We start from the raw sequence: 25,932 nt of genomic DNA, 5'->3' as shown, positions 1-25,932 counted from the left end.
CGCCGGCGCACCGGGCACAATAAGGCCAGAAAAGGGGGAAAGAACAATGAATCCGAACGAACCTGTCATCAACGGTATCTGCTGTGACGTGAAGAACTGTGTTTACAACAACGGTTCCAGCTGCTGCACTGCCGGCACCATCCACGTCAACAACTGCTACGACGACATCGGCAGAACCAAGTGCGAGACCTTCACCGAGGTGTGACCGCCCCGGCAAAGGCTCCCAAAAACGGCCCGTGGAACCTGGTTCCGCGGGTCGTTTTTTGTTTACTCGCCCAACACCACGTCACGCAGAGCGTCGGGGCGGATGGTGGTGCTGAACCGCTCCGGCAGGCTGCGCAGGCAGGCCAGCGCCTGGGGTGCGGGCTGCCCGGCATACTGCGCCAAGGCAGCCATGGCCTCGAACTCATCTTCCGGCAGGGGCTGGCCCAGGGCTGCCAGCACGTCCTTCGGGAACTTGAAGGGGCTGGCAGTGGAGAGCACCACCATGGGCGCATCGCCCTTGTTCCTGCGCGCGGCGCTGAAGGCCACGGCGGTGTGGGGGTCGCAGAGGTAGCCCTGCGCCTCAAAGAGCGAACGGATCTGGGCCGCGGCGGTCTCGTCGTCGGCGCAGGCGGCGCCGAAGTCGGCACGGATCCGCTCCATCACCTCCGGCTCCACTTCGTAAGACCCGGTCTCGAAGAGCTGCTTCATCCAGCCCTTAACCTTTTCCGCCCCTGCCATGTGATAGAGCAGCCGCTCCAGGTTGGAGGACACCAGAATGTCCATGGAGGGCGACGTGGTGCGGTAGAAGGGACGGCGGGCATTGTACACGCCGGTGACGAAGAACTCGGTGAGCACGTCGTTTTTGTTGGACGCACAGATCAGCTTGCCAACGGGCAGGCCCATCTGCTTTGCGTACCAGCCGGCCAGGATGTCGCCGAAGTTGCCGGTGGGCACGCAGAAGTCCGCCTTCTCCCCCGCCTTGAGCGCGCCGGAACGCACCAGCTGGCTGTAAGCGTGGAAGTAGTAGACGATCTGGGGCACAAGGCGGCCCCAGTTGATGGAATTGGCGCTGGAAAGCTGCACGCCCTTCGCGGCCAGTTGCTTTGCCACGTCCGGGTCGGAAAAGACCCGCTTCACGCCGGTCTGGGCGTCGTCAAAGTTGCCCTGCACCGCGTAGACGGCCACGTTCTCACCCTGCTGGGTGGTCATCTGCAGCCGCTGGACTTCGCTGGTGCCGTGGCTGGGATAGAACACCGTGATGGTAACGCCCGGCACGTCGCAGTAGCCCGCCAGGGCGGCCTTGCCGGTGTCGCCGGAAGTGGCCACCAGAATGGCGGTGGTGGTGGAATCGCCCAGCATGCGCTTTGCCTCCACCAGCAGGCGGGGCATCAACTGCAGGGCAAAGTCCTTGAAGGCACAGGTGGGGCCGTGCCACAGTTCCAGGCTGTACATCCCGTCCCCCGCCTTGTGCAGCGGCGCGGTGCCTTCGCCGAAGGCCTCGCCGTAGACCTGCCGCACCGTCTGGCGCAGGAAGGCAGGGTCATAGTCGGTGAGGAACTGCTCCAGAATGAACGCCGCCAGCGCGGGATAATCCGGCTGGGCCAGCGCCTGGTGCAGGTCCACCGAAGGGAACTGTTCCGGCACGAACAGGCCGCCGTCGCCGGCAAGGCCGAGGCAGATGGCCCGGGCTGCGCTGACCGGCTGGCCCGCGCCGCGAGTGGTAATGAACTGCATGTCGATTCCCCCTCTATCTTTCCTGCGCCTTTTTTAAAGTTCGAAGGCGCTTCGGATGCAATGTACCAGCAGGCCGCCCTCGGCGTGCGTGACCTCCACCACGTCGAAGCGCACAGGATGCTCCGACAGGCCGGACTGCTGCAAAAACCGCTGGGCGGCGAGGATGATGCGCCGCTGCTTTGCGGGCCCCACCGCCTCGGCCGCGGGGCCACGGCGGGTCTCGCTGCGGGATTTCACCTCCGCGATGACCACCGTCTCCCCTTCCATCAGCACAAGGTCCAGCTCGCCCATGCGGGTGCGGTAGTTGTGGGCCAGAAGCCGGCATCCCCGGTCAAGGTAATACCGGGCCGCGGCAGCCTCGCCTTTTTGGCCGAACGCCTTTGCGTCCATGGCTCAATACCCCAGCTTTTTCAAAAAGCTGCGCCGGTAGAAGGGCTGGATGCCGTAGCGCTCCAGCAGTTCATAGTGCAGCTTGGTGGGATACCCTTTGTGCTTTGCCAGCTGGTACTGGGGGTACTGCCGGTCCAGTTCCAGCATATAGCGGTCCCGGCTGACCTTGGCGAGGATGGACGCGGCCGCCACGCTGGCGCACACGCCGTCGCCCTTCACCTGGGCCAGCGCCGGAACGATGAGCTGCGGCGGCACACGGTTGCCGTCCACCACCGCGAAAGCGGGCGCGGGGTCAAGGCCAGCCACCGCCCGCTCCATGCCGGCCATGGTGGCCCAGAGGATGTTTTTTTCGTCGATCTCCTGCGGACTCACAAAAACGATTTGGTAAGCAAGCGCTTTCTCCTTGATCTCATCAAAGAGAGCTTCCCGCTTTTTCTCGCTGAGCTTCTTGGAGTCGTTCACCCCGGGCACAGGGTTCTCCGGGTCCAGGATGACCGCCGCGCAGCACACCGGCCCGCAAAGAGGGCCGCGGCCCGCCTCGTCCACGCCGCAGAAGAGCCCGTGCTGCGCACGGACAGCGGCGTCGTATTCATACAGAGGGCTGTTCGTTTCCATCCTGCTGTTCCTCCCGGCGGGGCGGCGTTTCGAGGGTGATGCGGCCCCACTTGCTGGCGCGGAATTCGTCCACCAGCATGATGGCGGCGCGCTCGGTGTTCACTTCGCCGCCGCTGACGAGCATGCCGCGGGCACGGCCGATGGCCTCCACCAGTTCCCAGGGGCCCAGTTCGGTCACCTGCTGTTCGCTCAGCTTGTAGCGCTGGGCCAGCCGGTCGGGATAGACCGTCTGCATCTGCGCCACAAGGCCCATGGCCAGCTCTTCGATGTCCAGAATGTCGTCCTTGATGGAGCCGATGAACGCAAGGTTCGTGGCGGTCTCAAGGCTGTCGAATTTTTTCCAGAGCACGCCGGGCATATCCAGAAGGTCATAGTTGCCCACGGTGACCCACTGCTTGCCCCGGGTGACGCCGGGCTTGTCGGCGGCTTTGGCGCGGGTGGTTCCTGCGAAGTTGTTGATGAAGGTGGATTTGCCCACGTTGGGAATACCAACCACCATCACGCGGATGCGGGCGCCCGCCATGCCTTTGCCGGCACGCTTTTCCAGCAGTTCCCGCAGTTCCGCCTCGATGGCGCTGCGCACCTGTCCGGCGCTGCCCTTCTGCTTTGCGCTGATGGCCACGCATCCGGCCCCCGCCGCGCGGAAATAAGCCTGCCACGCCTTGGTGAGCGCCGGGTCGGCCAGGTCCGCCTTGTTCATCACATACAGGCGGGGCTTTGAGGCAGTGAGGCGCTGCAATTCAGGGTTCAGGCTGCTCAGGGGGATGCGGGCGTCCAGCAGCTGGAGCACCACATCCACGTTTTTCAGATTTGCTTCGATGAGCCGCAGGGTCTTGGCCATGTGGCCGGGAAACCACTGGATGTTGCGGCGGTTCACAAATTCGTTGCTCATTGGATAAGACCTATTTTATTGAACGGGTAGATCCGCAGGACCACCTTGCCCAGGATGTCCCGCTCGTCGATGAAGCCCACATCACTGCTGCGGCTGTCGGTGGAGTGCTGGCGGTTGTCGCCCATCAGGAACAGCGTTCCCTCCGGCACGGTGAGGGGGAACTCCACGTTGCCGGTGGAGAGAGTGCCCTCCGGCACATAGGGCTCGTCCAGGGCCTCGCCGTTCACATACACAAGGCCCTGCTCCACGTCGATGTCCACCGTGTCGCCGCCCTTGGCGATGACGCGCTTGACCAGCGGCTTGCCGTAGTTGATGTAGCTGTCCACCACCACCACGTCGCCCCGCTGCGGGGTGTAGAAGGTGCTTTGCACCAGCAGGCGGTCGCCGTCGGTCAGGGTGTTGTTCATGGAGCTGCCGCTGACCACCACGATGCGGGCGCAGAAGGCGAACACAAGGACCAGCACCGCCAGCGCGAACACCAGCGCGTCGTACCAGTCCAGAATATCCACATTGCGCCGGAAACGGGTCTCTTCCAAGATGTGTTCCCTCCCCCGTGATAATGAATAAATTTGATGGATTTTATTGTAGCATATAACAAAAAAAGGGGCAATATCCATTGCCCCTTTTTTTGTGTCTTTCGATCAGCGGATCTGCTCTTTGACCTTGGCGGCCTTGCCGGTGCGGCTGCGCAGGTAGAACAGCTTGGCCCGGCGCACCTTGCCGTGACGGACGACCTCCACCTTCTCAACGAAGGGAGAGTTGACGGGGAACACGCGCTCCACGCCGACGCCGTAGGAAGTGCGGCGGACGGTGAAGGTCTCGGCGATGCCGCCGTGCTTCTTGGCGATCACAGTGCCCTCGAAGGCCTGGATACGCTCGCGCTCGCCTTCCTTGATGCGAACGGAGACCCGAACGGTGTCACCGATCTCGAACTGGGGCCGGTCCTCTTTGACCATGCCCTGGGTGATGATCTGCATTGCGTCCATTGATGAATCCTCCATTTTTTATGACGTTCATACCCGATAATCGGCAGAGGACCGCCCGTTTAATGATGTACATTAACCCCGCTGATGGTGCCAGCGGACACTAACGCCTAAATATGATAGCACAGCATTTGCCGCTTTGCAAGCATTTTCAGGCAAAATCTTCAGAATTTTTTGTGATGAGGCGCTTGCGCAGCACATGGGCCTGGGTGGCGTCCACGCCGCAGTGCTCCTGCAGAAAGCCCAGCCACAGACTGGGATTGAGGTTCAGCCCCTCCCCCGCCGGCAGCTGCATCTCAAAGCACACCTCCTCCCCTTCCCGCACATAGTCCAGCCGGGGGCAGTGCTCCTTGAGGTCGATCTCCTTCTGGCCGCGCTTGGATTTTTTCAGCACCGGGGCTGCGTCCAGCCCGTTGTAGCGGTCCAGACCTTCCGCAAACGCGGCGGGCAGGCGCACCGCATACACCGCGCTGGCGATCTGCTCGGCCTTGCATTTGGGCAGGGTCACGGCGGTGACGGCAACGCCCAGGGGCATCACCGGCTCCAGCGCCTTCTTCCACGCTTCCAGGTCCGGCTGCTCCTCTTCGGTCTTGACGTCCACGCTCTCCACCAGGCTCTCCTGCCCCAAAGGCAGCGGGCAGGCGAAGGTCATATAGATGTGGGGGTTGAAGCCCAGAGTGTACCACACGGGCAGGCCGCTGCGCTTGAGCGAGCGCTGCATCACCCGCTGCAGGTCCAGCAGAGAGATGTAGGAGGCCTCGCCGGTCTTAGTGAACCAGATCCTTACTGTAGTCAAAACAGGCACCTCCCACGAATTTATTGGCCCCGCAGGCGCTGCACTTGCGGTTGCAGGGCGGGGTGGTCTGAGCGGCCATCGCCTTCTGGTACTCCCGCACCAGGAAATCGTGGCTCACGCCGTAGTCCATGTGGCTCCAGGGGGTGACTTCGTCCAGCCCGATGAAGCGGTTGGCATAAAACGCGGTGTCCAGCCCGCATTCGGCAAAGGCCTCCATCCAGCGGTCGTAGTGGAAGCACTCGTCCCAGCCGTCGAAGAAGCAGCCCTTGCGGTAGGCGGTCTCCAGCACCCGGCCCAGACGGCGGTCGCCCTTGGCGAACACCGCCTCCAAAAAGCTGATGGAGCTGTCGTGATAGTTCACGTGGATCTTCTTGCTGTGCACGCTGTGCAGCAGATGCTGCTGCTTTTCCTTCAGCTGTTCCTCGGTGTCCTGGGGGACGAACTGGAAGGGGGTGTGGGGCTTGGGCACAAAGCAGGCCACGCTGATGGTCACCTGCACGCTCTTGCCCTTGGGCTTGTCCGGGTTCGCGTAATAGAGGTCCACCACCTTCTGGGCGGTGTCGGCGATGCCCTCGATATCCTCCATGGTCTCGGTGGGCAGGCCCATCATGAAGTAGAGCTTCACCGAGGTGTAGCCCGCCTTGAAGGCCAGGGAGCAGGTGCGCTCGATCTCCGGCCAGGTGACGTTCTTGTTGATGACGTCCCGCAGGCGCTGAGTGCCCGCCTCCGGCGCAAAGGTCAGGCCGGTCTTGCGCACCCGGTTGGTCTTTTCCACCAGACTTTCGCTGAAGTTGTCGATGCGCAGCGAGGGCAGTGAAAGGCTCACGTGCTCGTCCTTGGTCCAGGTGAGCAGGTCGTCCAGCAGCGGCTCCAGCTGGCTGTGGTCGGAGGTGGACAGGCTGGTGAGGCTGATCTCCTCATAGCCGGTGTTGTCGCACAGCTGACGGGCGGCCTCGTTCAGCTTGTCCGCGCTGCGCTGGCGCATGGGCCGGTACAAAAAGCCCGCCTGACAGAACCGGCAGCCGCGCACGCAGCCCCGCAGCACCTCGATCTGGGCGCGGTCATGCACCGCGCCCACCATGGGCACCACGAAGTGGGTGGGCGGGGTCTGGCTGTCCATATCCCGGATGACCGCCTTGGTGATGACTGCGGGGGCCGCGGGGTCGTTGGGGGTGATGGCTTTCACCCGACCGTCCTCGTGATAGGTCACATCATAGAAAGAAGGCACATAGCAGCCGGGCACGGCGGCGATGCGGCGCAGCACCTCTTTCTTGGGCAGGCCTTCCCGCTTGGCCTCCTCCACGATGCGGCAGACGTGGGGCAGCTGCTCTTCCCCTTCGCCCAGCATCATCATGTCGATGAAGTCCGCCAGGGGCTCGCCGTTGCAGACGCAGGGCCCGCCCGCCACGATGAGCGGCCACTCCTCGCCCCGGTCCTCCGCCCGCAGGGGGATGCCCGCCATGTCCAGCATGGCGAGGATGTTGCTGTAAGACAGCTCATACTGCAGGGTGAAGCCCACGATGTCGAAGTCGGTGAGAGGGTCCTTGCTCTCCAGCGCATAGAGCGGCAGGCCCACCCGCTCCATCTCCGCTTTCATGTCCACCCAGGGCATGAAGGCGCGCTCGCACCACCAGTTGGGCTGCTGGTTCAAGAGCTCATAGAGAATTTTCATGCCCAAAAAGGACATGCCCACCTCGTAGGTGTCGGGGAAGCAGAAGGCAAAGCGCAGGTCCACCTGTGCCTTGTCCTTGATGATGCAGCCCGGCTCGCCGCCGGTATAGCGGCCCGGCTTCTGCACATGGGCCAGCGCCTCTTTCAATTTCGGGTCAAACAAAGCGGTTCCTCCATCACATGCGCCGCACAAAGGCGGCGCACAGGTTTGATTCCTGTTTATTGTACCCGATTCGACCCGCAAATGCAATCACGGCAGGACACTTTGCAGCATCCTTCGCCCGTCCAGGTCGCCCAATGGCAGCAGATTGAACAGCCCGGTGGCAAGATTTGCCGCCGCGAAGAAGTATCCCCAGTAGCTTGCGGCCAGCTGCATCCTGCCAAGGGCTGCGGCGCACAGCAGAAGATTGGTCAGCGGCCCGGCCAGCGCCAGCAAAAAGGTCTGGCGGCGGGAAAGGCGCGCCGCAGAGGCGTTCAGCCCGATGCCCCGCAGTGAAAAGGAGAGCACCGGCAGAGTTCTCGTCATGGCCAGCCACGCCGCCACATGGCCGCACTCGTGCAGCAGCGCCGCCAGCAGCCCCACCCGCACAAGGCCGCTGTGGTCCCGGTAGAGCACGAACCACAGCGCCGCCAGCAGCAGCACCGGCTGGCGCAAGCGCAGGTGCCTCATGCCAGCCCCAGCGCCTTGTCCGGGTCGTAGCGCACTCCATCGCAAAGCAGCTCGAAATGCAGGTGGGGCCCGGTGACCATGCCGGTCTGCCCCACCGTGCCCAGGACGGTGCTCTCATCCACCGTCTCCCCCTGGCGCACGAACACATACTGCATGTGGCAGTAGCGGGTGGTGACCCCGTCGCTGTGAAGAATGACCACATTGTTGCCGTAGGAATCGCTGTATTCGCTTTTCTGCACCACACCGCCGGCCGCGGGCCGGATGGGCGTGCCCTCGGCGGCGGCCAGGTCCACGCCGGTGTGAAAGTCGCTTTTGCCGGTGACCGGGTGCTTGCGCCAGCCATAGTCCGATGTGATATAAAAGCTTTCCAGCGGGAGCGCCAGTTCAAAGGGCGGCTGATAGGACTTTGTGGAGTTCCCCTCCGGCACGAAGGGCCAGAAGGCCGCCAGCTGCCCGCCCGCGCCGGTGAGCTCGGGAGCCTGCTCATCGTCGGGCTGATGCGCGCCGGTGACCTGCTCCAGCCGGGCCATAACATCCAGCGCGCCCGCCTGCAGGCTGCTCACCGTCTCGGAGGTGAACTTGAGCAGCTGCTCCTGCCCGTTCAGCTCCACCCCGCTGTCCATCGCGGCGCGGAAAGCATCACCGCACTGCCGGTAGGCCTCGGGCGCAACACGGCTCATTGCCAGAACCGCGGCCGCCGCCAGCAGACAGAGCAGCACCTGCACCCGCAGGATATAGTTCGGCCGCTGTTTTTCCTTGGGGGTGAGCGGCGGCGTGAGCGCAGCCTTCATCTCCCCTGCCTGCGGCAGGATGGGCGGATATTGTATTTCCTGTGCTTTCTCCCACATGGTGTACGGCTCCTCTTTTCCCTGTGCGTTATAATCTATTCTTATGCGCCGTACACAGAAAAAATGGCACGTCCACAAAACGCGAAAACGGCGGGGCCGCTTTGCAGCGGCCCCGCCGTTCATCTCACAGCATGGAGTTCAGTGTGCTTTGGATCGCGTCGGCGATGGAAGTGGCGATGGCGTTCTTGTAACTGTCGCTCTGAAGCTTGCTCAGCTCGTCCGGGTTTGTGAGGAAGCCGCATTCCACCAGCACAGCCGGAAAATCCATGTGGGTGGTGACGCGATACGCGCCGTATTTGTCGCCCCGGTTGGTGGTGCCCAGCGCCCCGGCCACCGCGCCGGACAGGTTAGCTGCCAGCTGGCGGGAATAGGGATTGAAGTAGTACACCTCTGTGCCCTTCGCGCTGGAAACGCCGGCGTTGTGATGGATGCTCACGAACAGATGCGGGCTGAAGCTCTGGGACTGGCTGACCCGGCTGTCCAGCGAGACGTAGCTGGAAGTGTCGGTCACCTGCACCGTGGCGCCGCGGCTGCGGAGGATGTCCGCCACGCGGTTGGCAATGTCGGCGTTGAGGGTCTTCTCGGTGTACATGCCGCTGATGGAGGTGCCGCCGTCGTAGCCGCCGTGGCCGGGGTCAAGATAGATCTTCGCGCCGGAGAGCCCGTTCGGGATCTGGTTGAAGCGGAACACAAGGTTGTCGCCGTCGTAGTAAGCCCGGTAACCCAGGAAGGAGCCCGCCTTGCGCAGATCGAAACGGATCACCGTGTCGTTGCCCTGCTGGGAGAGGCTCACCCCGCTGAGCAGGTTGTTGGATGCAAGGTTGGGGGCGGCGGTGTCAGCGCTGGTGTCCTTGAGGGTGACAACCATGCTGGTGGCCCCGGAGAAGCTGTTGACGCCGCCGGAGGAGGAATACCCCACACCGTCGAAGGACACGGTGTAGGCGGTCTTGCGGCCGGAGCGGGCAAAGCCGACATAGACATACTGCCCGTCCGCCCAGCTGGACGCCCCGCTCAGCGAGGACATCTGCCATTCCGCCTCGCCCAGGCTGCTCACCGAGGAGGCGCTCACCCGCACGCCGCTGCCCAGGATATAGTACTCACCGCTGCCATAGGTATCGTCATAATAAGTAAGCTTGTCGCTGACGATGTAATCCACCGTGCCCTTGGGCAGCGGGAAACAGCTGCCGTTGGGGTCGTTGTTCAGAACGCCCGCGGGGTAGGTGCGGGCCTGACTGGCGGTGACTTCCACCAGGTGGCCCTTCTGCCCTTCCACATTGGGCGCCTGCTGAGGCAGCGCCGCCACATACACCCGCGCGCCGCTGGCCGACTGGGTGACGCCGGACCAGGTGCCGCTGACGGTGATGTTGCCCACATCCTGCTGGCTTTCAGTGGCCGCGGGAACGGCGATGGTGCCCTTGTAAGGCACATAACTGGAGGTGTTGCCGTCCGCCGAATCGCCAGTGAGCTCCTGCTCGGTGAGGGTCACGCTGGAGCCGCCCAGGCTGGCGGTGATGGTGGAACCGGAGTAGGCCATGACGGTGATGCCCACCTGAGTGGAGCCTTCCACCGTCATGCTGCCGGAGGGCGAGACCTCCTGGATGATGACCACCTCGCGGGTGATCTTGTAGACAACGGATTTTTCCTTGTGCTCAAAGGTGAAGGTGTTGAGCCCGGGTTCCAGGTCCATCTCCACGCTGAACACGCCTTCGCTGTTGCGCTGCAGTTCCTTGCCGTTGAGGGTCAGCGGGAAGTTGGGGTCGGAAGCGCCGTAGAAGTTCACCTGAGGCTCCTGGGTGGTATAGGTGCGCTTTTCCGGGGTGCTGACGGTCAGGTCGGTGAGGATGTCCTGCTCCTCGATCTGGTCCGCGTAGTAGCGCAGCAACACGTCGGTGGAGCCGCCCACGTTCTGTTCCAGCGCACCGAGGGAACCATAGGCCGCACCCACGCAGCCATCCACCGCCCGGGTCTCGATGATCTGACGCATCACCTGATCCGGCGCTTTCCAGCCGGGTTCGTCGCCGCCCAGCCGGTCGTTGCAGATCCAGGCGGAAACGCCCGCCCCGTGCTGTGAGGCCGTCTGCGCCCACCAGGTGAGCACCGTCTTGAAGTTCTGGGCTTCATCGGTGAGGGAGCCGGTGCAGCGCACCATCACCTGATCGACGTCGGCCCAGGCGAAGATGGCGTTCAGGTCCACATAGCCGTCGGCGGACATCTCAAACTCCGCCGATGTGGCACTGCCCGCAGGGTCGGTGGACTGGTTGGCCCACACCGGGTCGGTCACAAGGCCGAACACCGCGTCCGGCTTTGCGCCCTTGACCGCTGCGGATGCGTTCACAACGAGGGAACTGACACATTCCCGCACCCAGTTGTCATAGCCCATGGACGCGCCCTCGCTGCGGTAGAGGCTCATGCTCTCGGCGGTCTTCTGGTTGTAATAGCCGGTCAGGTAAACGCCGTCGGGCTGGCAGCTGCCCACCATCTCGCCCAGAACGGCGGCGGTGGTCTGGATGGCCGAGGCGCTCAGGTTTGCGCGTGCGCCATACTGCCCCTGTTCGTCCAGCCCGCAGGAAGCATCGAAAATCACATAAAAGGCAAGCCCCTGCCCCCGTGCCGCCTCGGCCGCATAACCAAGCAGATCATAATCGCAGGCCATCGGCCAGCTTTCGCCGGCAAAAAGCGCCCCGTCGGCGGTATTGGCGGGTATCAGCACAGCGTTCATGCCGTACTCCGCTACCTTTGCCAGCGCCGCGTCCAGCTGTGCCTTGCACTCGCTCTCCCCGGCGGCCGGGTCAAAATCCTGACCCGCCTGGAGGACCACCGCCTTCATCTCGGTCGTGGACGCTGCCTGCGTCGTGGTCTCTTCTTCAGCAAAAACCGCGCCGCTGCCCAGCAGCATCGTGCAGATCAGTCCGGCGGCGATCCGCCGCAGTGTGCGCTGCAAATGCCCACCTCCCTTCATAATAACTTGTATTTCTTGTCATACCCCCATACTATACGGTTTTTGGGACAAAATCAAGCAAAAGGCGACATTTTCCCAGCTTTTCAATCTGTTTAGTAGAATGGCTTTACAGGTCGATTCTATCGCGATTTTGCGCAAGAAAAAGCCCGAACACCTGTAAAGGCGTTCGGCTTTTCATCGTGCAATTCTGTTCAGTCGCGGTGCAGCCAGCTGCGCAGCTTGTTCCAGAAGCCGCCGGAGGCCGGCGCTTCCTTGCCTGCCCTTTTGTCGGGCGCGGCGGGCGCTGTGGCAGTGAATCCGTCCTTGAAATAGTTGTACAATTCCATCTGACTGTCCACCAAAGGCTGCCCTTCGGCGGGCTTCACCTTGGCATAGCTGCCGTCGGGGCGCATCTCTCTGGCGTTCACGTTGTCAGCCAGCTGCAGCTGCAGGATGTCCCAAAGCTGCTTTGCAATGGCGGGGTCATCCACCCGGATGCCCACCTCCACCCGCCGCTCGGTGTTACGGGTGAGGAAGTCGCCCGAAGCCATGTAGATGCGCAGGTCTTCCCCTTCGCCAAAGGCGTAGATGCGGGAGTGTTCCAGATAGCGGCCCACGATGCTGCGGATGCGCAGATGGTCGGTCTGCCCCGGCAGGCCCGCCTGCACGCAGCAGATGCCGCGCACGATCATGTCGGTGGGCACCCCGGCCTGGGATGCCTCCACCAGTTTTTCGATGATGTTCTTGTCACTGATGGAGTTGTTTTTCAGGATGATGCGGGCAGGTTGGCCCAGACGCGCCTTTTCGATCTCGGTGTCCATCTCTTTCAGCAGCACGCTCTTGAAATGCAGCGGCGCCACGATGAGGTGCTCGGTGTCGTCGGTGAGGCGCTCCACCGCCAGATTGTTGAAGACGGCGGCCGCCTCTTCGCCCACCTCCTGATTCGTGGTGACGAAGGAGAGGTCGGTGTACTGCTCGCTGGTCTTTTCGTTGTAGTTGCCGGTGCCGATCTGGGTGGTGTAGAAGTAGCGGCCCTTGCTGCGCCGGGTGATGAGGGTCAGTTTGGAGTGGACCTTGTAGTCATCCAGGCCATAAATAACGGTGCAGCCCGCTTCCTCCAGCTTTTTGGACCAGTCGATGTTGTTCTGCTCGTCAAACCGGGCCCGCAGTTCCACGATGGTGACCACTTCCTTGCCGTTTTCGGCAGCAGCCACCAGCGCCTGCACGATCTGAGAGTTGTTGGCCATGCGATAAAGGGTCATCTTGATGCTGACCACGTCCGGGTCGTAGGCTGCGGCCATCAGCATTTTGATGAAGGGGCGCATGCTCTGATAAGGGTAAGCAATGAGCACATCCCGGTGCTTTGCCTCCTCGCCCAGCTTGAAGTTCGCGGGCGCCTGCATGGGCTTTGCCACCGGGTAGAACAGGTCGGTGCGTCCGTCCGCCTGCAGACGAGCCGCCAGCTTGAAGTAGCAGGAGAGGTCCAGCGGGCTTTCCTGATAGAAGCACTGCTTTTCCGGCAGCATCAGCTTTTCGCACAGGTATTTGGCCACTTCCTGGGGCGGCTCGTTCCAGAACTGCAGCCGCACGGCGGCCAGCTTGCGCCGCTTTTTCAGCAGTTCGCTCATCACCTGGCGGTAGTCGATGTCCTGGTCGAACATGCCCTCCTTCACGTCGATGTCCGCATTGCGGGTCACCCGGAAAAGGCATTTTTTCTGCAACATCCCCTTGGGGAAAACGAGGTCCGCAAAGCGCAGGATGAGCTCCTCTGCAAGGCCATAGAGCAGCTGCTCGTCCTTTTTCAGGTAGAGCATACGGTCGAACTGGCTGCTGATGGGGATAAGACCATAGGAGACCGCGTCATCGCCCTTTGCCTTCAGGGTCGCGCAGAGGTAAATTTCCTGGTTGCGCAAGAACGGGAAGGGGTGGCGGTGGTCGATGATCTGAGGCGAAAGGACGGGCAGCATCTCATTCAGGAAATACTTTTTCCAAAAGCGCTCGTCCTCTTTGGTCAGGTTCTGGAAGTCGATGCGCACATAGCCCTGCTCGGCCAGATGCTGGCGCAGCTTTACCACGATCTTGTCGCACTGCTGCTGCAGGTCGGCGGTCTTGGGCATGATGGCCGCCAGCTGCTGGGCGGCGGTGAGTTTGGTCTTGTTGTCGGTGATCTCGTTTTTCAGCAGCGTGCGGTCATAGAGCGAGCCCACCCGCACCATGAAAAACTCGTCCAGATTGCTGCCGTAGATGGCAGTGAACTTCATCCGCTCCGCCAGCGGAACCGTTTTTTCCTTGCCCAGGGCCAGCACGCGCCGGTCAAAATCCAGCCAGCTCAGCTCCCGGTTGATGAATACGCTCTGACGTTGGGGTTCCATCGTCAGTTTCCCTCCTCAAAAATCATTCTCCGATGTAGAAATAGTCCCGCCACGCATCCACGTCGCTGGTGCTGACACCGTCCACAAGCAACAGCTGGTCCACGATGATGAAGCCGCCGAAGTCTTCCCGGTATTCCAGGATGGCCCGGGCCATTTCCTCACCGATGCCGGGCACACTTTGAAGTTCCTCTTCCGTGGCGGTGTTCAGGTCCATCCGCAGCACCTGCTCCACCGAGAAAGGTTCGGGTGAGACCGGCGCATAATCCGGCTGCCAGAACGGCGCATAACAGAAATAGCCTCCCAAAAGGATCGTCAATGCAGCGGCACAGCACGCGGCAGTCAACAGTGCCTTCTTCATGCAGTACTTCCCCCATTTCGGAGTTTACAGAGTCATTATAGCATATCTTCCCATTGCGAAAAACCGAAATCTTTGTAAAAAAAGCCCGTTGGCGCACCAAAAACGGGCGTCAAGGGGCTTTGGGTCAGGTATAACGGCGAATGAGGCTGTAAAGGTACTCCCCCACGCCGCCGCTGCGGCAGCTGGAGACCACTTCGTCCGCCACCAGTTTCACCTCGGTGGGGGCATTCCCCACCGCCACCGCGTGCCCGGCGGCACGCATCAGGTCGATGTCATTGTAATAATCTCCGATGACAACGGTGTTTTCCAGCGGGATATTCTGCAGTGCGCACAGCCGCCGCAGCGCCTGCGCCTTGCTCACCCCGGCGGGCATGATCTCGAAGTACATCAGATTAGTGTGCAGAAAGTACATTTCCTCCACCGTGAGGCTGGCGGCAAAGGCCTGCAGGGAGGCAAGGGTCACAGGGTCCGCCGCAAAGACCACCTTGGCCCAATTGTCGGGCACCTGGTCCAGCGGGCAGAGCACGCTGTGCATGTGCTCCTCCTGCACGTGGGCCTGGGTGTAGCGGTTGGCCTGCACGATGTACAGTTTCCCCTCTTCCACCATGATCTCCACGCCGATGTCGGCAAACTGGCTCATGACAGTCTCAATGACCTGCGTGGCCCCCTGCCGGGGCAGAAAATGCTTTTCAATGGGCTTGTCCGCCTGCATGTCGTAAAGGACGCTGCCCCCGCAGGTGATGGCCGGGCAGGACAAGGCCAGGTCCCCCAGCGCCGCACGCACCGACTCCACCGGGCGGCCGGTGGCCACGGTAAACCGGCCCCCCAGCTCACAGAACAGCTGGATGGTGACCCGGTTGCAGGAGGGAACGCCCTCCTTTGCGGTGAGGAGGGTGTTGTCCATATCGCTGACGACCAGAAGGTCCGCAAGAGATTCGATCATGATTCCGGCTCCTTTCGGAGAGTGCGAAGAAAGTCTGTGAAATAATCGGGCAGAGGGCTTTCAAAGTGCATCGTTTCGCCGGTGACAGGGTGTTCAAACCCCAGCACCCGGGCGTGAAGGCATTGCCCGTTCAGCCGCTTGATGCAGTCCCGCGGGCCATAGACGCTGTCGCCCGCCAGCGGGTGGCCGATGCTGGCCATGTGCACCCGGATCTGATGGGTACGGCCCGTCTTCAAGCGGCAGGCAATGTGTGTAAAGCCGTTATACTGTGCAAGTACCTGATAGCCGGTATAGGCGTACTTTCCATCAGGGACCACCGCCATTTTTTTGCGGTCGGTGCGGTGGCGGCCGATGGGCGCCTCCACAAAGCCTTCCGGCTCCTTGAAGCGCCCGTAGACCACCGCCTCATACACCCGCTCCACACTGTGCACCGCCATCTGGGCGCACAGGCCCTCGTGGGCGGCATCGGTTTTGGCCACCACCAGCAGGCCGCTGGTGTCCTTGTCAATGCGGTGCACAATGCCGGGGCGCACCACGCCCCCGATGGAGGAAAGCCGACCCGCGCAGTGGTAGAGCAGCGCGTTCACCAGCGTGCCGTCGGGGCTGCCGGGCGCGGGATGCACCACCATGCCCTTGGGCTTGTTCACCACCAGCAGATAGTCGTCCTCATAGATGATCTCCAAGGGGATGTTCTGGGGCTGAGCCTCCAGCGGTTTTGCGTCGGGCAGGTCCACGGTCAGGTGGTCGCCCGCTTTCAGCTTCAGGTTCTTTGCCACAGGTTTTTCGCCGCACTGCACCAGCCCCTGCTCAAAAAGGCGCTGCAACGCGCTTCGGGTCAGTTCAATTTCTTCCAGGTCGGCGAGAAAGCGGTCGGCTCGCTGGCCGGCGCACTCCGCGGGAACAAAGATGTCAAACCGTTCCATCGCTCTGCTCCGGGAGGTCTGCCGCGCTCGGGGCCGCCTCTTCCTGCTTCTTTCTGCGGGCGGAGACTTCGTCCAGGACAAGCCCCAGCAGCAACAGGCCGATGCCGGTGCACACCAGGATGTCGGCAAAGTTGAACACAGCAAAGTTCATGAACAGCAGATTGATGTAGTCCACCACTTCGCCGTTCATCACACGGTCCACCAGATTGCCGATGCCGCCGCCCAGCACGAAGAGCCAGCCGATGTACTCCAGTTTTTTCGCGGGCTTTTTGAAAAGAAGATACCACGCCACCACCAGCAGCGCCGCGCCGGTGAACAGGATGAGAAAGGTCTGTTTGCCCTGGAGGATGCTGAACGCGGCGCCGTCGTTGAGATAATAGCGCAGTTCCACCACGCCGGGGATCAGGGGCATGCTGCCCACCGGCGCGAGGTTCACGGTGGCCCAGAGCTTGATGCTCTGGTCAATGACCACCAACAGCGCGGCAGCCACGATGGTGATAAGTGCTGAAATCAAGAAAAGCCTCCCACTTCCGGCTTGGCCACTGAGGCGGCCGGCTCTGTGATAGTTCAAAAGCGGCGCGGGCGCACCGTTGCCGATGCGACTCAGCGCGCCGCTTTTAGAAACTGTTTATTCTGCGATCACCGCAGCGCACCGGGCGCACAGGCAGGGATGCTGCGCGTCGGAGCCGATGTCGGCGGTGTACTTCCAGCAGCGCTGGCACTTCTCGCCTTCCGCGTGCTGCACGGCAACGCCCAGGCCTTCCACTTCGCCGTGAGCGCCGCCCTCGCCTTCCACAACTTCCAGCTGGGAGACGATCATCAGGTCCTCCCACTGCTCCACGGGGATGGTGGCGATGAACGCGGCCATCTCGGGCGCGCAGCACAGGGTGACCTTGGCTTCCAGAGAGGAGCCGATGACCTTTTCGGCACGGGCCTGCTCCAGGACCTTCTTCACATCGTCGCGCACGGCGATGATGCGGTCCCACTTGGCGCGGAACTCTTCGCTCTGAGCCCAAACGCCGGCGGCAGCCATGTCCTCAAAGGCCACGTACTTCTGCTTGCCGTCAAAGTCGGGCACGAAGCTCCAGATCTCCTGGCTGGTGAAGGTCAGGATGGGGGCAATGATCTTGGTGAGGTCCACCAGGATGCGGAACATGGCGGTCTGCGCCGCGCGGCGGGCAGGAGCGTCCGCCTTGCTGCAATACAGCCGGTCCTTGGCCACATCCAGATAGAAGTTGGACATATCCACCACGCAGAAGTTGTAGACCGCATGGTAGACCTTGTGGAAGTCAAAGCTGTCGTAGCCGTCGCGGGCGGTCTTGTTCAGCTGATCCAAACGGTCCAGCGCCCACAGGTCCAGCTCGGTGAGCGCATCGTCCGCCACCAGATCGGTGCGGGGGTCGAAGCCGTTCAGGTTGCCCAGGATGAACCGGGCGGTATTGCGGATCTTGCGGTAAGCCTCGCTCAGCTGCTTGATGATCTCCTTGCTGATGCGCACGTCCACGGTGTAGTCGCTGGAAGCCACCCACAGGCGGACGATGTCGGCGCCGAAGTCCTTGATGATCTCGCTGGGCTCCACGCCGTTGCCGGCGGACTTGTGCATCTGCTTGCCTTCGCCGTCCACCACCCAGCCGTGGCACAGCACGTTCTTATAGGGCGCAACGCCCCGGGTGGCAACGCTGGTGAGCAGGCTGGACTGGAACCAGCCGCGGAACTGGTCGCCGCCCTCCATGTACAGGTCGGCGGGCCAATGCAGCTCCGGGCGCTCCTCCAGCACCGCCACATGGGTGGAGCCGGAGTCGAACCAGACGTCCATGATGTCCTTGTCCTTCTCGAACTCGGTGCCGCCGCACTCGCAGGTGTAGCCGGCGGGCAGGATCTCGCTGGCCTCATACTTGTACCAGGCGTCGCTGCCCTCGCGGCGGAACAGGTCGCTCACCGCCTTGATGGTCTCGTCGGTGATGTGATACTTGCCGCACTTCTTGCAGTAGAACGCGGGGATAGGTACGCCCCAGGTGCGCTGGCGGCTGATGCACCAGTCACTGCGGTCGCGCACCATGCCCATCATGCGGTCGTGGCCCCAGCCGGGGAACCACTGCACCTGATCGATGGCCTTGTAGACGTCCTCCTTGAAGGCGTCGATGGAGCAGAACCACTGCTTGGTGGCACGGAAGATGATGGGGCTGTGGCAGCGCCAGCAGTGAGGATACTGGTGGGTCATGTGCTGGACGCCCAGCAGATGACCGCTCTCCTGGATGTGCTTCAGGATGACCTTGTTGGCGTCCCACACCTTCAGGCCGCTGAAGGGGCCGGCTTCGGCAGTGAGGAAGCCGCCGTCGTCCACCGGCACGATCACCGGCACCTGAGGATAGTGTTTGGTGCAGACCTCAAAGTCCTCGACGCCGTGGCCAGGAGCGGTGTGCACGCAGCCGGTGCCGCTTTCCAGCGTGACATGGTCGCCCAGGATGACAAGGCTCTTGCGGTCCAGGAAGGGATGCTGGACCTGCATCAGTTCCAGCTCGCTGCCCTTGATGGGCTCGCCCACGATCTCGTAGCTGTCGATCTTGCAGGCCTGCATGGTGCTCTCCACCAGGGCCTCGGCCATCACCAGATAGTCCTCCCCCACCTTGACAAAGACATAGTCATAGTCGGGGTTCAGGCAGATGGCCACGTTGGCGGGCAGAGTCCAGGTGGTGGTGGTCCAGATGACGAACCAGGCCTTGTCCATGGGGATGCCGCGCTTGACCAGGATACCGTTCGGGTCGTCGGTGACATTGAAGCGGACGTAGATGGAATCGCACTCGTCCTCGCCGTACTCGATCTCCGCCTCGGCCAGGGCGGTGCGGTCCTCGGGGCACCAGTACACGGCCTTGAGGCCCTTGTAGATGTAACCCTTCTTGGCCATCTCGCCGAAGATCTCGATCTGACGGGCCTCAAACTCGGGCTTGAGGGTCAGGTAGGGATTCTTGAAATCGCCGATGACGCCCAGGCGCTGGAACTGCTCGCCCATGATGTCGATGTGCTCGGTGGCGAACTCGTGGCAGACCTTGCGCAGCTCCAGCTTGGAGATCTCGCCCTTGCCCACCAGCTGCTTCATGGCCTTCAGCTCGATGGGCAGGCCATGGGTGTCGTAACCGGGCACATAAGGGGCCTGGAAGCCGGTCATGTTCTTGTAGCGGACGATGATGTCCTTGATGATCTTGTTCAGCGCGGTGCCCATGTGGATGTTGCCGTTGGCATACGGAGGGCCGTCGTGCAGCACGTAGCGGGGCTTGCCCTCGTTGTGCTTCATCAGCTCTTCATAAAGATGGTCCGCATTCCACTCTTTGAGCATCTCCGGCTCTTTCTTGGGCAGACCCGCCCGCATGTCAAACAAAGTTTTGGGCAGGTTGATCGTGCTGTTGTAATCCTGTGGCACTGGTAACTACACTCCTATTCCTCAAATGAGCTGCGCGTTTTTGGCGCGCGCCGGGATCAATCGCTGAATTTGATGCCCTCAAAGCCCTCAAACACCGACGAAGCAGGCGGGGTCTCGGGCTGAGGCGCGGCGGGACGGGTCTGACCGGGCACAAAGGTCCGGGTGGGCTCCTCCTCCGGCTCCTCGGCGGAGGGCTCTTCCTCCTGGGCCTGCATGCCGTACAAAGCGCTCAGGTCCGGGAAGCGGCTGATGGGGTCGTCCGGTTCCGGGGCGGCGTCGAAGGTCTGGCCAAAGGGCTCGGCCTCCGCGGGAGTCTCCGGCTCCTCGGGCGCGGCCGCGGGCTCGGGCTCCACCGTCTCCTCCACGGGGGCGGGAACTTCCTCTTCCGCTTCCTCGGGCTCGTCGCCAGGCAGGGTGCTCAGAGACTCGATGTGCTGCTTGTAGAGGCTCAGCACATTGTTCTTGAACTGCGCCACTTCCGCCTTGACACGCTCCAGCTCCAGCTGCTCCTCGCTCACCTGCTCCAGGGCGGCGCGGGTGATGTCCTCGGACTTGATGCCCGCTTCCCGCAGAATGGACTCGGCCTTCTGCTTGGCCTCTTTTATGACGTTCTCGCCCATGCGCTGGGCGTTGAGCAGCGCGGTCTTGAGGTTGTCCTCATCCTTGCGGTACTCCTCCACCTTCTGGGCCAGGACATACAGCTTTTTCTCGGCGCTCTCTTTTTCCGCCTGCAGCTGCTCCATCTGCTGGGCCAGCTGCTGCAGCAGCGCGTCCACGTCTTCGGGGCGGTAGCCGCGCATGACCTTGTCGAAGGTTACGGTGCGGATCTCCTGGGGTGAAATCATTCAGATCATTCCTTTCGGCGAAAGTGGCGGCACAGTGCCGTCAATATTGGAAATATTGAATAAACAACCGGTCTTTGCGGCTCTTGCCGCCCAGGGCCTCCAGCTTGAAGCGGCCCATGCCCCGCACGGTGAACACATCGCCCTCATACACAGCCGCATGGGCGCTGGTCACGGGAACGTGGTTTATCTCCAGCCTGCCGCCCCGCACAAGGGCCTCTGCCTGACCGCGGCTGCAGCGGAGCATGGCCGCCAGCACCGCGTCCGCCCGCAGGGAGGAGACGGTGGCGGTTTTGCTCTCCCGCTGGGCAGGCTGCACCGGCAGCTGCCCTTCAAACCGCTCGGCCCGGGCCGTCCACCGGCCCACGCTGGCGAGTTCATCGCAGATGAGCGGCGCGACCCGCTCCAGCACGAAGGCATACGCGGTGCCGGGCGCGTCAGGGTCCGGCAGGATGTCGCCCACGCACTCCCGCTCAAGGCCGAGGCCCAGAACGGAGCCAAGATAATCCTTGTGGGCGGGTGCGTCGGAGCCCGCGCCCGCGCAACGGATCAAAACGCAACAAATCGGCGGTTCGCCCGAGGCGCCCGCCGGTTCGAGGCACAGCAGTTTGCGCTCGGCTGCAGGATAGCCGCCCTCAAAGGCGGCCCAGGTGCAGCCGGCCTGGTTCATTGCGGCCTTGGCCAGACTTTGCTCCCGATCCGACAGAAAGCCGCTGTAACGGGCCACGCCCCGGTTCTCTGCGATGCGGCAGAGGTCCTGGGCGCGGCGCATGACAAGGCGCTCCTGATCGTTTTGCGGCGGGATGTAACCCCGCTGCCGCTCATCAGAAGAATACGCCATTGCTTTCTAACTCATCCAGCAGGTCCCCCATGATGTCAACATTGTAGGGGGTGATGATGAAGGTGCTGTTGGCCACCCGCTTCATCTGGCCGTTGTTGGCGTAGGCCACGCCGGACAAAAAGTCCACCAGACGGCGGGAGACCTCCTTGTTGGTGCCTTCCAGATTCAGCACCACAGTGCGCTTCGCGTTCAGGTGATCGGCCACCGTGCTGGCGTCGTCAAAGCGTTCGGGCTTGACCAGGACCACCTGCAGTTGCGTGGTGGCATTGATGTTGACCACCTTGTTCCGCTTGCCGGTGGGCTCGGGCTGATAGCCGTCGTCATCCGCAGCGCTGCGCTGGGGGAACATGTCCTCGTTGTCGTCGTAATAACCGTCGTCCTCTTCGTTCACACCAAGAAATCTTTTAAGCCCGTCGAGCATCGTTCCGTATCTCCTTCCGAAAATGATGAACGCTTCATCCGAAAACATATCATCAGTTAGTATATATTATCGCTATTTTTAGTGTTTCTGTCAACAAAGAAACACAACATTGCCTTATATTCACAGGATTTTGCCGTCATAGAGGTCGGTGCCCTCCACGATGACCTCGTCGAACAGACGCACCTCGTTGTCGGTGCCCACCTTGCCGCCTTCCGGTACAAGGATGTACTCGTCGTCCTGATAAAGCACGGTGATCTTGCGGAAGCGCGCCAGATTGCCGTATTTCACATAGACGCCCTTTTCGCCGTCCACGATGTTCAGCGCCTTGGCGCTGACCCGCACGCCCTTGAAGGATTCGAAGTCGATGCGGGCGGTGGCCGAGGCGAGGCTCAGCACGTCCGCGCCCACATATTCACAGCTGAGAACGAACTTTGCAAGGCCGGAGTCTTCATCCACCGTGACGCTCTCCACCGTGGCGGGCAGGACCTTTTCCGCCGCGCCGGGGAAACTGATGTCCACGCTGGTGACGCCCTCGAACTTTTCGCTTTCCTCCGCGGTGCACACACCGTAGAAGTACCATTTATAATCGGTGACCAGTTTGCCCGCGCCGGAAACTTCGCCCACGCCCGCGCCCTGCTGCAGGGCGTCGGCCATCTCCGCGGCGGACATGTTATCCAGTTCGTCTTTGCTGTACAGCAGCATCTGGGCCGCATCCGCCGCCACGAAGTAGCCGCCGGTGGAAACGGTAACCGCCGCAGGGCTGCCCAGGTTTGCCTGCTGCACCGCCTGCTCCTGGGCGGTCAGCTCCTTCGCGCCGGAAAAATCCCGGATCGCGCCGGTGGTGATCTGGAGCCGGTTCAAAGCCAGAAGATACTCATTGCTTTTGGAGGAGATCTCCTCGTAATTCTGCCGGTCCAGGCCGTCCAGCAGGTCGTACAGCGCCGACTGGCGCTGGGCCAGCAGAACGTCCACATCGGTGCCCACGGTGTTTTCACTGCGCTCCAGCAGTTCCAGCTGGGCGTCCAGCTCGGTGAGGGCGGTGCGGGCGCGGGCCTGGCTGGGGTCGGAATAGATCTCCGCCACCTGGGTGCCCGTTGCCACGCGCTCGCCGTTGGAGACAAGATACCCCATCTGCCCCTCGCCGGGCACCTCCGACTGCTCAAAGACGAGATACCCGCCGCAGGAAAGGCTGTCGGACATATCGTAAAGGATGGCCGTTTCGGTGCGGTAAGGTCGGTCCAGCACTGTGAAGATCTGCACCGCCAGATAGGCCGCGGCAAGGCCCAAGGCGGCGATGATGCCGTATTTGATGATCGAAGCTTTCATGTCCTTCTCCCCCTTTCCCTCTTTGCGGCAGTGCCGCTCATAAACCGAAATGCTCGCGCACCACCTGCTCCGCGCGCTGCACCAGCTGTTCGTCACCGGGGTCCAGCCACACAACGTCCGGCATCCGCCGGAACCAGGTCAGCTGGCGCTTGGCGTAGTTGCGGCTGGCCTGCTTGAGTTTGTCCGCGCAGGCGGCAAGGTCCGCCGTTCCCTCAAAATAAGGAAAAAACTCCTTGTAGCCGATGGCCTGGGCCGCCGTGCGGTAGCGCCCGCGGTTCTCGAACACCAGCTTTGCTTCTTCCAGAAGTCCCGCTTCCAGCATGCGGTCCACCCGGGTGTCGATGCGTCGGTAGAGCTGCGCGCGGTCCGAAGGCGCAAGGCAGAACACCAGCGAATCGAATGGCGGCGTTTCGGGCAGAGACTCCGCCCGCTGCCGGCTCATGGTCTTGCCGGTGAAATAATAAAGTTCCAGCGCGCGCACCACCCGCCCCACGTTGTTGGGGTGGACTGTGGCGGCATAGTCCGGGTCCACGTCCGCCAGTTTTTGGTGCATGGCCTGCGCCCCGAGGTCCGCGGCCTCCCGCTCCAGTTTTTCCCGAAGCGCGGGGTCCGCCTTCTGCTCGGCAAAGCGCACGCCGTTCAAAAAGCTCTCAATGTAAAGGCCGGTGCCGCCCACCAGGATGGGCAGCCTGCCCCGGGCGCAGATGGCCTGCACTTCCCGGTTCGCCGCTTCCACAAAATCCGCCACGCTGAAGGTCTCTTCCGGCGGCAGAAAATCCATCAGATGATGGGGCACGCCCTGCATTTCCTCCCGGGTCGCCTTGGCGGTGCCCACATCCAGCCCTTTGTAGATCTGCATGGAATCGGCGCAGACCACTTCGCCCCCGAGGCGCTTTGCCAGCTGGACCGAAAAAGCGGTCTTTCCGCTGGCGGTGGGGCCGCCCACGGCCACCACAGGCATCTTATCCCAATCGGCCAAACTGCTTTTCCAGCTCCTTTTTGGTAAGTTTCAGCACCACAGGCCTGCCGTGGGGGCAGAAGGGCGGCACCTTTCCGTTCAGAATGTCCTGCGCCAGGGCCATCAGCTCCCGCCGGTCGGACTTGTCCCCCGCCTTGATGGCGGCCTTGCAGGCGATGGAGTGCATCACCCACTGGGTCTTTTCGCTCACCGTCTCCCGGCTGCCCCGGGCAAGGCGGTCCGCCAGTTCGCACAGAAGGCCCTCCACATCGGTGACCGGCACATCCGCCGGCACCGCACGCACCAGCATGGTGTTGCCGCCGAAATCGTCCACCTGCACGCCCGCGTCGTTCAAAAGGTCGGCGTTTTCCAAAAGCGCCGCCTTTTCCGGGGCGGAAAGGTTCACCGTGACCGGGGCCAGCAGAAGCTGGCTGCTGGCCGCGCCGTAGCCGGCGGCAAGCTGCTCGTACAGGATGCGCTCGTGGGCGGCGTGCTTGTCGATGAGGCAAAGCTCGTCCCCCCGCTGGGTGATGATGTAGGTCCGGAACACCTCGCCGACGTATTCCAGCGGCGCTTCCCCGGTTTTCTCCTGCGGGGCGGGCGCAGCCTGCGGCTCGGCAGGCATCGCCTGAAACTGCTCTTGGACAGGCTCGGAAACAGGAGCAGGTTCAGGGCGGACCGTCGCAGGCTCCGCGGGCCGCGGTGCGGGCTGCACAGAGGGCACGGTGCTCAAAGGCAGAGGCTCCGAGCGCAGAGAATCCCGCTGCACCGGGGCGGCGGTGAACGCCGGACGGACGGCGGGAGCGGGGCGCTGCGCGGCGGGTTCGCCGCCCCATCCGCTCAGCCCGGACACTGTGGCCGCCGGCCTTGTGGCAGCGGTGACCGGCGGCGTGATGCGTGTAAGCGTCGGCTGCTTTACAGGTGTGGAAAGGTCCAGCTGTTCCACCTTCTGCGCCGGCTCTTCCAGTTCCGTCTGTTTTGCAAAAGTGAAGTGCTGTTCCCCGCTGCCCGGCTGGGCCAGCGCCGACTTCACCGCGCGGTAGACCGCGTCGAACACGTCGCTTTCGCGGGAGAAGCGCACCTCGGTTTTGGCGGGATGCACATTCACATCCACCAGCTGGGCAGGCATTTCCAGCGCCAGCACACAGCCGGGGAACTTGCCCTGCATCAGGGTGCCCCGATAGGCGTTTTCCAGCGCGGCCATCATGGTGCGGTTCTTGACGAAACGCCCGTTGATGAAGAAGAACTGCATGCCGCGGCTGGCCCGGCAGGCCCGGGGCGGTGTGACAAGGCCGGACACCCGGTAGCCGCCGCTCTCGTCCTGCACCGGCAGAAGATCCTTTGCAAAGTCCCGGCCAAGCACGGCATAGACCGCGCTCTTGAGGCTGCCGTCTCCCGGTGTTTTGTAAAGCTGTTTTCCTTCACGGACGAAAGAAATGGACACTTCCGGGTGGGAAAGGGCGACGCGGCTGACCGTCTCGCCCACGAACGCGCCCTCGCTGGCGTCCTTTTTCAGGAACTTCATCCGGGCGGGGGTGTTGTAGAACAGGTCCCTCACGGTGATGGTGGTGCCCACAGGGCGCGCGCCCGGCTCCATGCCCAGTTCCTCGCCGCCCTCGATGCGGTAGCAGCAGGCGAACTCGTCCGGCTCGGTGCGGGTGAGCACCTCCACCCTTGCCACACTGGCAATGGAGGCCAGGGCCTCGCCCCGGAAGCCCAGCGTGTGGATGCTCTCCAGGTCCTGCTCGCAGGAGATTTTGCTGGTGGCGTGGCGGATGAAGGCGGTGGAGATATACTCCGCCTCGATGCCGCTGCCGTTGTCGGTGACCTGGATGAGGGAAACGCCTCCCTTTTCAATGGCCACGCTCACCTGGGTGGCGCCTGCGTCGATGGCGTTTTCCAGCAGTTCCTTCACCACAGATGCGGGGCGCTCCACCACCTCGCCGGCGGCGATGAGCTCCGCGGTGTGCTTGTCCAGCACATGGATCACGGCCATGGGTCCGTCTCC

The 25,932-nt window shown here is 62.6% G+C and carries 24 protein-coding genes; 1 reads left to right on the top strand and 23 read right to left on the bottom strand.

Going from position 1 to position 25,932, the window contains the following annotated elements; translation table 11 throughout:
* The first annotated feature begins 46 nt into the window (after positions 1-46).
* Positions 47-205: a DUF1540 domain-containing protein gene (locus tag ACMI1Q_RS03730; protein WP_177522114.1), complete on the top strand. Its 159-nt coding sequence runs from the start codon at positions 47-49 to the stop codon at positions 203-205.
* A 62-nt stretch (positions 206-267) separates the two neighbouring features.
* Here ACMI1Q_RS03730 and thrC read toward each other — a convergent pair whose 3' ends face one another.
* The 23 genes from thrC to mutL form a co-directional block, all read right to left on the bottom strand.
* Positions 268-1,719 carry a threonine synthase gene (thrC, locus tag ACMI1Q_RS03725; RefSeq protein ID WP_419502856.1) on the bottom strand — a complete coding sequence of 484 codons (1,452 nt, stop codon included), beginning with the start codon at positions 1,717-1,719 and terminating at the stop codon, positions 268-270.
* A 33-nt stretch (positions 1,720-1,752) separates the two neighbouring features.
* On the bottom strand, positions 1,753-2,109 hold the full coding sequence (locus ACMI1Q_RS03720) for a YraN family protein (RefSeq protein ID WP_419502855.1): 357 nt from the start codon (positions 2,107-2,109) through the stop codon (positions 1,753-1,755).
* Between the two features lie 3 nt (positions 2,110-2,112).
* Positions 2,113-2,724: a ribonuclease HII gene (rnhB, locus tag ACMI1Q_RS03715; protein WP_419502854.1), complete on the bottom strand. Its 612-nt coding sequence runs from the start codon at positions 2,722-2,724 to the stop codon at positions 2,113-2,115.
* Positions 2,699-3,616: a ribosome biogenesis GTPase YlqF gene (gene ylqF / locus ACMI1Q_RS03710; protein ID WP_394979953.1), complete on the bottom strand. Its 918-nt coding sequence runs from the start codon at positions 3,614-3,616 to the stop codon at positions 2,699-2,701. The genes rnhB and ylqF overlap by 26 nt, the downstream gene beginning before the upstream one ends.
* The gene (gene lepB / locus ACMI1Q_RS03705) at positions 3,613-4,152 is read right to left on the bottom strand and encodes a signal peptidase I (RefSeq protein WP_394964793.1); all 540 of its coding nucleotides are present in this window, start codon (positions 4,150-4,152) and stop codon (positions 3,613-3,615) included. Before lepB ends, ylqF begins: the two co-directional genes overlap by 4 nt.
* A 105-nt stretch (positions 4,153-4,257) precedes the next feature.
* Positions 4,258-4,602, bottom strand: coding sequence for a 50S ribosomal protein L19 (gene rplS / locus ACMI1Q_RS03700; protein ID WP_394979952.1), 345 nt, complete (start codon positions 4,600-4,602; stop codon positions 4,258-4,260).
* Between the two features lie 148 nt (positions 4,603-4,750).
* On the bottom strand, positions 4,751-5,404 hold the full coding sequence (locus ACMI1Q_RS03695; RefSeq protein WP_419502853.1) for a TIGR03936 family radical SAM-associated protein: 654 nt from the start codon (positions 5,402-5,404) through the stop codon (positions 4,751-4,753).
* On the bottom strand, positions 5,367-7,229 hold the full coding sequence (locus ACMI1Q_RS03690) for a TIGR03960 family B12-binding radical SAM protein (protein ID WP_419502852.1): 1,863 nt from the start codon (positions 7,227-7,229) through the stop codon (positions 5,367-5,369). The genes ACMI1Q_RS03695 and ACMI1Q_RS03690 overlap by 38 nt, the downstream gene beginning before the upstream one ends.
* A gap of 87 nt (positions 7,230-7,316) precedes the next feature.
* Positions 7,317-7,736, bottom strand: a complete 420-nt coding sequence (locus ACMI1Q_RS03685; RefSeq protein ID WP_419502851.1) for a peptidase — start codon at positions 7,734-7,736, stop codon at positions 7,317-7,319.
* On the bottom strand, positions 7,733-8,584 hold the full coding sequence (locus tag ACMI1Q_RS03680) for a M23 family metallopeptidase (protein WP_419502850.1): 852 nt from the start codon (positions 8,582-8,584) through the stop codon (positions 7,733-7,735). Before ACMI1Q_RS03680 ends, ACMI1Q_RS03685 begins: the two co-directional genes overlap by 4 nt.
* A 124-nt stretch (positions 8,585-8,708) precedes the next feature.
* Positions 8,709-11,525, bottom strand: coding sequence for an N-acetylmuramoyl-L-alanine amidase (locus ACMI1Q_RS03675; protein WP_419502849.1), 2,817 nt, complete (start codon positions 11,523-11,525; stop codon positions 8,709-8,711).
* Between the two features lie 209 nt (positions 11,526-11,734).
* Positions 11,735-13,894 (bottom strand): polyphosphate kinase 1, encoded by a 2,160-nt coding sequence (gene ppk1, locus ACMI1Q_RS03670; protein WP_419502848.1) that lies wholly within the window; start codon positions 13,892-13,894, stop codon positions 11,735-11,737.
* Positions 13,895-13,916: 22 nt separating this feature from the next.
* Positions 13,917-14,252, bottom strand: coding sequence for a ComEA family DNA-binding protein (locus ACMI1Q_RS03665; protein ID WP_394979943.1), 336 nt, complete (start codon positions 14,250-14,252; stop codon positions 13,917-13,919).
* 124 nt (positions 14,253-14,376) lie between these two features.
* Positions 14,377-15,195 carry an HAD family hydrolase gene (locus ACMI1Q_RS03660; protein WP_330058497.1) on the bottom strand — a complete coding sequence of 273 codons (819 nt, stop codon included), beginning with the start codon at positions 15,193-15,195 and terminating at the stop codon, positions 14,377-14,379.
* On the bottom strand, positions 15,192-16,118 hold the full coding sequence (locus ACMI1Q_RS03655) for an RluA family pseudouridine synthase (protein ID WP_419502847.1): 927 nt from the start codon (positions 16,116-16,118) through the stop codon (positions 15,192-15,194). Before ACMI1Q_RS03655 ends, ACMI1Q_RS03660 begins: the two co-directional genes overlap by 4 nt.
* Positions 16,105-16,632 carry a signal peptidase II gene (lspA, locus tag ACMI1Q_RS03650; protein WP_417025441.1) on the bottom strand — a complete coding sequence of 176 codons (528 nt, stop codon included), beginning with the start codon at positions 16,630-16,632 and terminating at the stop codon, positions 16,105-16,107. Before lspA ends, ACMI1Q_RS03655 begins: the two co-directional genes overlap by 14 nt.
* A gap of 114 nt (positions 16,633-16,746) precedes the next feature.
* Positions 16,747-19,536, bottom strand: coding sequence for an isoleucine--tRNA ligase (ileS, locus tag ACMI1Q_RS03645; protein ID WP_419502846.1), 2,790 nt, complete (start codon positions 19,534-19,536; stop codon positions 16,747-16,749).
* A gap of 56 nt (positions 19,537-19,592) precedes the next feature.
* Positions 19,593-20,381: a DivIVA domain-containing protein gene (locus ACMI1Q_RS03640; RefSeq protein WP_419502845.1), complete on the bottom strand. Its 789-nt coding sequence runs from the start codon at positions 20,379-20,381 to the stop codon at positions 19,593-19,595.
* Between the two features lie 40 nt (positions 20,382-20,421).
* Positions 20,422-21,219: a YlmH/Sll1252 family protein gene (locus ACMI1Q_RS03635; protein WP_419502844.1), complete on the bottom strand. Its 798-nt coding sequence runs from the start codon at positions 21,217-21,219 to the stop codon at positions 20,422-20,424.
* Positions 21,203-21,640 carry a cell division protein SepF gene (locus tag ACMI1Q_RS03630; RefSeq protein ID WP_330058484.1) on the bottom strand — a complete coding sequence of 146 codons (438 nt, stop codon included), beginning with the start codon at positions 21,638-21,640 and terminating at the stop codon, positions 21,203-21,205. Before ACMI1Q_RS03630 ends, ACMI1Q_RS03635 begins: the two co-directional genes overlap by 17 nt.
* Positions 21,641-21,760: 120 nt before the next feature.
* Positions 21,761-22,966 carry an HlyD family efflux transporter periplasmic adaptor subunit gene (locus ACMI1Q_RS03625; protein ID WP_419502843.1) on the bottom strand — a complete coding sequence of 402 codons (1,206 nt, stop codon included), beginning with the start codon at positions 22,964-22,966 and terminating at the stop codon, positions 21,761-21,763.
* 37 nt (positions 22,967-23,003) lie between these two features.
* A complete protein-coding gene (gene miaA / locus ACMI1Q_RS03620) occupies positions 23,004-23,945 on the bottom strand; it encodes a tRNA (adenosine(37)-N6)-dimethylallyltransferase MiaA (RefSeq protein ID WP_419502842.1) in 942 nt (313 codons plus the stop codon).
* Positions 23,929-25,920, bottom strand: coding sequence for a DNA mismatch repair endonuclease MutL (mutL, locus tag ACMI1Q_RS03615; protein WP_419502841.1), 1,992 nt, complete (start codon positions 25,918-25,920; stop codon positions 23,929-23,931). The genes miaA and mutL overlap by 17 nt, the downstream gene beginning before the upstream one ends.
* Between the last annotated feature and the right edge of the window lie 12 nt (positions 25,921-25,932).

It is taken from the genome of Candidatus Allofournierella excrementavium (assembly GCF_048526665.1).
Classification (GTDB): Bacteria; Bacillota; Clostridia; order Oscillospirales; family Ruminococcaceae; genus Allofournierella_A; species Allofournierella_A excrementavium.
The sequence above is the reverse complement of the archived record's forward strand: the minus strand, read 5'-3'. Positions and strand labels throughout refer to the sequence as shown.

What these genes read in the sequence shown, in the direction of transcription:
- ACMI1Q_RS03685 (WP_419502851.1), bottom strand. Translation starts at nt 7,736, where the DNA reads ATGAGGCACCTGCGCTTGCGCCAGCCGGTGCTGCTGCTGGCGGCGCTG.
- ACMI1Q_RS03660 (WP_330058497.1), bottom strand. Translation starts at nt 15,195, where the DNA reads ATGATCGAATCTCTTGCGGACCTTCTGGTCGTCAGCGATATGGACAAC.
- ACMI1Q_RS03730 (WP_177522114.1), top strand. Translation starts at nt 47, where the DNA reads ATGAATCCGAACGAACCTGTCATCAACGGTATCTGCTGTGACGTGAAG.
- ACMI1Q_RS03655 (WP_419502847.1), bottom strand. Translation starts at nt 16,118, where the DNA reads ATGGAACGGTTTGACATCTTTGTTCCCGCGGAGTGCGCCGGCCAGCGA.
- ACMI1Q_RS03665 (WP_394979943.1), bottom strand. Translation starts at nt 14,252, where the DNA reads ATGAAGAAGGCACTGTTGACTGCCGCGTGCTGTGCCGCTGCATTGACG.
- ACMI1Q_RS03625 (WP_419502843.1), bottom strand. Translation starts at nt 22,966, where the DNA reads ATGAAAGCTTCGATCATCAAATACGGCATCATCGCCGCCTTGGGCCTT.
- ppk1 (WP_419502848.1), bottom strand. Translation starts at nt 13,894, where the DNA reads ATGGAACCCCAACGTCAGAGCGTATTCATCAACCGGGAGCTGAGCTGG.
- rnhB (WP_419502854.1), bottom strand. Translation starts at nt 2,724, where the DNA reads ATGGAAACGAACAGCCCTCTGTATGAATACGACGCCGCTGTCCGTGCG.
- thrC (WP_419502856.1), bottom strand. Translation starts at nt 1,719, where the DNA reads ATGCAGTTCATTACCACTCGCGGCGCGGGCCAGCCGGTCAGCGCAGCC.
- ACMI1Q_RS03720 (WP_419502855.1), bottom strand. Translation starts at nt 2,109, where the DNA reads ATGGACGCAAAGGCGTTCGGCCAAAAAGGCGAGGCTGCCGCGGCCCGG.
- ACMI1Q_RS03635 (WP_419502844.1), bottom strand. Translation starts at nt 21,219, where the DNA reads ATGGCGTATTCTTCTGATGAGCGGCAGCGGGGTTACATCCCGCCGCAA.
- rplS (WP_394979952.1), bottom strand. Translation starts at nt 4,602, where the DNA reads ATGGACGCAATGCAGATCATCACCCAGGGCATGGTCAAAGAGGACCGG.
- ylqF (WP_394979953.1), bottom strand. Translation starts at nt 3,616, where the DNA reads ATGAGCAACGAATTTGTGAACCGCCGCAACATCCAGTGGTTTCCCGGC.
- ACMI1Q_RS03680 (WP_419502850.1), bottom strand. Translation starts at nt 8,584, where the DNA reads ATGTGGGAGAAAGCACAGGAAATACAATATCCGCCCATCCTGCCGCAG.
- ACMI1Q_RS03640 (WP_419502845.1), bottom strand. Translation starts at nt 20,381, where the DNA reads ATGATTTCACCCCAGGAGATCCGCACCGTAACCTTCGACAAGGTCATG.
- ACMI1Q_RS03630 (WP_330058484.1), bottom strand. Translation starts at nt 21,640, where the DNA reads ATGCTCGACGGGCTTAAAAGATTTCTTGGTGTGAACGAAGAGGACGAC.
- mutL (WP_419502841.1), bottom strand. Translation starts at nt 25,920, where the DNA reads ATGGCCGTGATCCATGTGCTGGACAAGCACACCGCGGAGCTCATCGCC.